The organism is Parvibaculum sp. (assembly GCF_040882025.1).
GTDB lineage: Bacteria > Pseudomonadota > Alphaproteobacteria > Parvibaculales > Parvibaculaceae > Parvibaculum.
Window position 1 is genome coordinate 24,033 of the sequence record NZ_JBBECC010000090.1, and the last position, 6,084, is coordinate 30,116.

Here is a 6,084-nt window from a genome sequence, read left to right on the forward strand (position 1 = left end):
AGGGACCGGCCTTTTTCGTATCCGGGCCGCTTCCGGCGATGTGTGGGCTTACGCTACCGCGCGCGGGGATGCTTGCGCCTGCTCGCCTTCATCGACAATCGGCGCGAATCCGCCATAGATCATGCGCATGCCGTCGAACACCATCTTGTCGTGGTCGGGTTGCATGCGTTCGTCCTCCATCGTCTTCTTCATGCCTTCGTCGCGGATGGATTTCGACGGCCATTCGACCCAGGAGAAGACGATTGCCTCGTCGTTCTTTGCCTTCACGGCGCGCTGGAAGTCGGTGACCTTGCCTTCGGGCACGTCATCGCTCCAGGCTTCCACCACCCGGGTCGCGCCGTGCTCCATGAAGACCTTTGCGGCTTTACCCGCCATCTCGCGATAGGCCTCCTTGTTCGCGGTGGGCACGGCGAGCACATAGCCGTCCGCATAGCCCATCTTCCCGCCCGGGCCTTCGTCCAGGATCGGCGCGAAACCGCCAAAGACCATGCGCATGCCGTCGAAGGGCATCTGACCCATTTCGTGCATGCGCGGGTCGGCTATCATCTTCTGACCGGCGTCGTCGCGGACCTTCCTTGAGGGGTATTCGCACCAGGAGAAGAGGACCGTTTCATCGGGCTTCGCCTGCACGGCGCCCTTGAAGTCGGTCACCTTGCCGTCCGGCACCTCATCGCCCCAGCCTTCCACGAGGCGCTGCATGCCGAATTCCGCAAATATCGGCCAGGCACCGGATGCGTGCTTGCGGTAAGCCTCTTTGTTGGCCGTTGGCACGGCGACGATGAATCCTTCGATATAAGTCATGTCGTTTCTCCTCATAATTCACGCCACGCCCGACCTATTGAATTGATATCAACATATAAACCCCGTGTCAAAAATATGGGCCTGAAAACCGTGCGACTTTATTCTTCGACAATAATCGCGGGCGCCTTGCGGCTGCCCTCGCCAAGCGCGCGGTCGATATGCGCGGCGACGCGGGCGGCGATATCGATGAAGGGCTTTGCTTCGGGACTGTCCGGCGCGGTGGCGACCACAGGCTCGCCCTTGTCCGACGTTTCGCGGATCGTCATGTGCAGCGGCACTTCGCCAAGAAAATCGCAGCCGAGTTTTTCGGCCATCCGGCGCGCGCCGCCTTCGCCGAAGATCCAGGACTTCTCGCCCGAGCCGGGGCTGATGAAATACGCCATGTTCTCGACAATGCCGAAGACCGGCACATGCGTCTTTTCGAACATCGCGTAGCCCTTGCGCGCGTCGATCAGCGCGATTTCCTGCGGCGTCGAGACGATGACGGCGCCGGTCAACGGCACGCGCTGTGCCATCGTCAATTGTGCGTCGCCCGTTCCGGGCGGCATGTCGACGATCAGCACGTCGAGCTCACCCCATTCGACATCCATCATCATCTGCGTCAGCGCCGACTGCACCATCGGTCCGCGCCAGATCATTGGCGTGTCCTCGGCGACGAGGAAGCCGATCGACATGGTCTTCAGGCCATGTTTTTCCATCGGCAGCAGTTTCTTGCCGTCGCGCGTTTCGGGCTTGCCCTTGATGCCCATCATGCGGGGGATGGAAGGCCCGTAAATGTCGGCGTCGAGCAGACCGACACGGCGACCGAGTTTTGCAAGCGCGAGGGCGAGATTGACCGCGACCGTCGACTTGCCGACGCCTCCCTTGCCGCTCGCCACCGCGACGATTGCCTTGACGCCAGGGATTTGGAGAGGGCCTTGTTGGGCGGTGCGCGGCTGTTGTGGCCTGTTGCCATGCGCGTGTCCGTGAGCGGGAGGTTGCGCGCCCGCATCGCCGCGATGTGCGGTCAGCACCGCCGTAACGCTCAGGACACCGGGCAGGCGCTTCACGGCCGCCTCGCAAGCCTGGCGCAGCGGCTCTTTCGCCGTGCCTTTCGCTGGGTCGACCTCCAGTGAGAAACCGACATGACCTTCGCGTACCACGAGCCCCTGCAGAATACCGCCCGCGACGACATCTTTGCCGGTCTCCTCGTCCACGATGCGCGACAGTGCGGCGGCAACGTCGTCTCGGGTTACGCTGCTCATGGTTGAATTGCCTCTATGTAATGGTTGTCGGCTCGTGTGACGACGATTTCGCGCGATCCTTCGGTTTCGGGCTGTGCTGCGTCCGGTTCGCGTTGCGTGGGCATGGTGTCTGTCATATAACCCCCGGTAGAAGCGTTTCCAACCGGTCTCTCGCAACGCACTCGAAGGAACATGGATGCCCTGGAGCAATCAGAACGGCGGCGGTGGCTGGCAGGGTGGCGGCAATCGAGGTCCGTGGGGGCAGGGACCTTCCGGTGGCGGCAATCAGCCCCCCGATCTCGATGAGCTGATCCGGCGCGCGCAGGAGAAGTTCCGGCAGATGTTTCCCGGTGGCGGCGGTGGCGGGAATGGCGGTACGGCCAGAGGCGCCGGCGGCGGCTCGGGGCCGTTTCTCCTGATCGGTCTCGTTATTCTGGGTCTCATTGCCTACAGCTCGTTCTTTCGCGTCAATGTCAACGAACAGGGCATTGTGCTGCGGTTCGGCAAGCTGGCGCGCACGGTCGAGCCCGGCCTGCACATGAAGTTCCCGTTCCCTATCGAAACGGTCTACACACCGGCCGTTACCAACATCACGACCGTCGACATCGGTATTCGTGTGGCCGGCAGTTCGGCCGTCACGGTGCCGGAAGAAGGTCTGATGCTGACCGGTGATGAAAACATCGTCGATATCGGCTTTTCGGTGCAGTGGCGCATCAACAGCGCACACTCTTTCCTTTTCAACGTCGAAGAGCCCGACCGCGCGGTGAAGGCCGTCGCCGAGAGCATGATGCGCGAGGCGGTCGGCCAGTCGAAGATCGAGGTGCTGCAGACCGTCGGTCGCCGTGAAGTGCAGGATCAGGTCCGCACCGGCCTTCAAGCGACGCTCGACAGCTATGGGGCCGGTATCGAAATCACCGAGGTCAGGCTGCAGAAAGTCGACCCGCCGGCGCAGGTGCTCGACGCGTTTCGCGATGTGCAGGCTGCGCGCGCCGACCAGGAGCGCTTGCGCAACCAGGCGGAGACCTATGCCAACACTGTCGTCCCGCGGGCGCGTGGTGATGCGGCCCAGATCACGCAGGCCGCCGAGGCCTATCGCGAACAGATCGTCGCCGAAGCCCAGGGCGAGGCGGCCCGTTTCATCTCGATCTATGAAGAGTATCGAAAGGCGACGGACGTGACGCGCCGGCGCATCTATCTCGAAACCATGGAGGAAGTCCTCGGCGGCATGAACAAGGTTCTGATGGATGGTGTGCAGGGCGGGCAAGGTGTGTTGCCCTATCTTCCGCTCAACGAACTGAAGCCGAAGGCCCCGGCGGCGGCGCCGGGTTCGAATGCGGCGACGGGAGGTGGCCGATGAACAGGTCCATAGCCATCGGCGCCGGTATCACGGCGTTTATCATCGCGATCGTGCTCTATCTCTCCGCCTTCACGGTCAGCATGACCCAACAGGCGATCGTGCTGCAGTTCGGCGATCCGCGGCAGGTCATCACGGAACCGGGCCTGCACTGGAAAGTGCCGTTCATCCAGAATGTCGTCTATATCGACAAGCGCATTCTCAATCTCGACTCGCCCGCCGAGGAAATCATTGCCAAGGACCGCAAGCGTCTGGTGGTCGATGCCTTCGCGCGCTATCGCATCGTCGACTCGCTGCGCTTCTACCAGTCGGTGGGCGATCCGCGCAACGCGACGGAACGTCTGAGGCCGAACTTCATCTCGTCGCTCAGGAACGTGCTCGGCGACCACACGCTGGAGGAGCTGGTGCGCGACAATCGCGCCGGTCTGATGAAAAACATCCAGGCGGCGTTCAACAGTGCTGCCCAACAGTTCGGCATCGAGGTCGTGGATGTCCGCATCCGCCGCGCCGATCTGCCCGAGCAGAACAGCCAGGCGATCTATCAGCGCATGCAGACCGAGCGCGAGCGCGAAGCGGCCGAGATTCGTGCGCAAGGCAACGAGGAAGCGCAGCGCATCCGTGCCCGCGCCGACCGCGAATCGACGGTCATCATCGCCGAGGCGGAACGCGACGGACAGATCGCACGCGGCGAAGGCGACGCGACGCGCAACGCCATCTATGCCGAGGCCTATTCGCGGGATGCCGAGTTCTTTGCCTTCTACCGTTCGATGCAGGCCTATCGCGAAGGCCTGAAAGGCGACAACACGACGATGGTCGTGACGCCGGAGGGCGAGTTCTTCCGCTATTTCGGGGCCGAGGCCGGGCGCGCCAGGCGCTGATCGACGCGCATGTGGGTCGATCTTCTCTCCGCGCTCGGACTGGCCATCGCGCTTGAGGGGCTGGCCTATGCCGCCTTTCCGGGCCCGATGCGCCGGGCGATGGCCGCGGTTTCGCTGCAGCCCGAACAGGCGCTGAGGATGGCCGGGCTCGCGGCGCTCGCCGCCGGCGTCTTCATTGTCTGGCTGGTGCGCGGCTGACGGACATCACGCCTCAATTCGTCCATAATCGGGCCCACAATGAAGCCAGAGTCGCGTCCTGAAGACGCGGCGATCCGGCCGAGGGGAGTGGTGTTTCGATGGAATGGACCGGTATTTGGCGGGCGCGGCGCGGGGTTGTCCGCCTCGTCGAGGGTGTGCAGCGCGATGTTCGCCAGCAACGGGGAGATGACTCCCCCAACGCAGGTGGCAACTTCGAGTTCGAGGTGACGCTCGGGCTGGTTCGTGGGGCTCGTGGGATGCACTGACTTATGGAGGTTGCCCGCGGCGTCGCCGCGGCGCTTCTGGTTTGGCCCCTGCTTGTGTCCACGGCGCAGGCGCAGAGTGCGGCCCCCGACAGCTTCGCCGCGCTTGCCGAGCGCCTGTCGCCGGCCGTCGTCAACATTTCGACATCGCAGGTTCTCGATGCCGGCCGGCAGCCCATTCCCGGCGTGCCGGAGGATTCGCCGCTCAACGATTTCTTCAAGGATTTCATGGAGCAGCAGGGCCAGCGCCCGCAACGCGTGCAATCGCTCGGTTCCGGTTTCGTGATCGACCCGTCGGGGGTCGTCGTCACCAACAATCATGTGATCGACGGCGCCGACAAGATCGAGGTCATCTTCATGGATGGCACGACGCTGCCGGCGACCCTGACCGGACGCGATCCGAAAACCGACATCGCCGTCCTCAAGGTCGAAAGCCGGACGCCGCTTCCCTTCGTCGAACTCGGCGACAGCTCGAAAGCGCGCGTCGGCGACTGGGTGATCGCGATCGGCAATCCTTTCGGCCTCGGCGGCACGGTCACGGCCGGCATCATCTCGGCGCTCAACCGCGACATCCATGCCGGCAATTACGACGATTTCATCCAGACCGACGCCTCGATCAACCGGGGCAATTCCGGCGGACCTCTTTTCGACATGGAAGGCCGCGTGGTCGGCGTCAATTCGGCGATCATTTCGCCGTCGGGCGCTTCGGTGGGCATCGGCTTTGCCGTGCCGGCGACGACCGTCCGGCCCATCGTCGACCAGATCCTCGAACATGGCGAGACGCGGCGCGGCTGGATCGGCGTGCGCATCCAGACCGTGACGCCGGAAATCGCCGACAGTCTCGGTCTCGCCCCGGTGCGCGGCGCGCTGATCGCCGGTCTCGACGAGAGCGGGCCGGCGGCGGCGGCCGGCATCGAAACCGGCGATATCGTGCTGAGTTTCGACGGGCGCAACATTGCGGCGATGCGCGACCTGCCGCGCGTCGTTGCCGAAACGGAAGTCGGCAAGACGGTCGATGTCGAAATCTTTCGCGGCGAGCGCATCATCGGCGTCAAGGTCAAGGTGGCGCGGCTCGACGAATCCGAAGACGCGCCCGAAGAACGGCCAACGACGGAAACGCCCGCGCCCGCCCGGACCGTCGTGCTCGGCATCAGCCTTGCGCCACTGACCGCCGAAGCGCGCGCCCGCTTCAACCTGGAGGCGGATATCGAGGGCGTTCTCGTCAGCGACGTCGATCCGTTGAGTGCGGCGGCCGAGAAGGGCGTTCGCCCCGGCGATGTCATCCAGCAGGTCGCGCAACGCGACGTGGCGACGCCTGCCGATGTCGAGCGCATCGTCCAGTCCGAAGAGAAGGCGGGGCGCAGCAC

General features: G+C 64.1%; 6 protein-coding genes. 4 read left to right on the forward strand and 2 right to left on the reverse strand.

Features of this window, described 5'->3' with window-relative positions; all coding sequences use genetic code 11:
- Positions 1–48 precede the first annotated feature (48 nt).
- Together WEB61_RS06455 and apbC are read right to left on the reverse strand one after the other, a co-directional pair.
- Entirely contained in the window at positions 49–801 is a 753-nt protein-coding gene (locus WEB61_RS06455; RefSeq protein ID WP_368063510.1) for a DUF1428 domain-containing protein, read from the reverse strand.
- A 98-nt stretch (positions 802–899) separates the two neighbouring features.
- On the reverse strand, positions 900–2,045 hold the full coding sequence (gene apbC, locus WEB61_RS06460; protein WP_368063511.1) for an iron-sulfur cluster carrier protein ApbC: 1,146 nt from the start codon (positions 2,043–2,045) through the stop codon (positions 900–902).
- 175 nt (positions 2,046–2,220) lie between these two features.
- Between apbC and hflK the strand changes: the two genes are divergently transcribed.
- The 4 genes from hflK to WEB61_RS06480 form a co-directional block, all read left to right on the forward strand.
- A complete protein-coding gene (gene hflK / locus WEB61_RS06465; RefSeq protein ID WP_368063512.1) occupies positions 2,221–3,381 on the forward strand; it encodes an FtsH protease activity modulator HflK in 1,161 nt (386 codons plus the stop codon).
- Positions 3,378–4,256: a protease modulator HflC gene (gene hflC / locus WEB61_RS06470; protein WP_368063513.1), complete on the forward strand. Its 879-nt coding sequence runs from the start codon at positions 3,378–3,380 to the stop codon at positions 4,254–4,256. Before hflK ends, hflC begins: the two co-directional genes overlap by 4 nt.
- Positions 4,257–4,265: 9 nt before the next feature.
- Complete coding sequence (locus tag WEB61_RS06475; RefSeq protein ID WP_368063514.1) at positions 4,266–4,454, forward strand: DUF2065 domain-containing protein; 189 nt, start codon at positions 4,266–4,268, stop codon at positions 4,452–4,454.
- Between the two features lie 269 nt (positions 4,455–4,723).
- Positions 4,724–6,084 (forward strand): Do family serine endopeptidase (locus WEB61_RS06480; protein ID WP_368063515.1); only part of this gene is annotated, 1,361 nt, incomplete at its 3' end.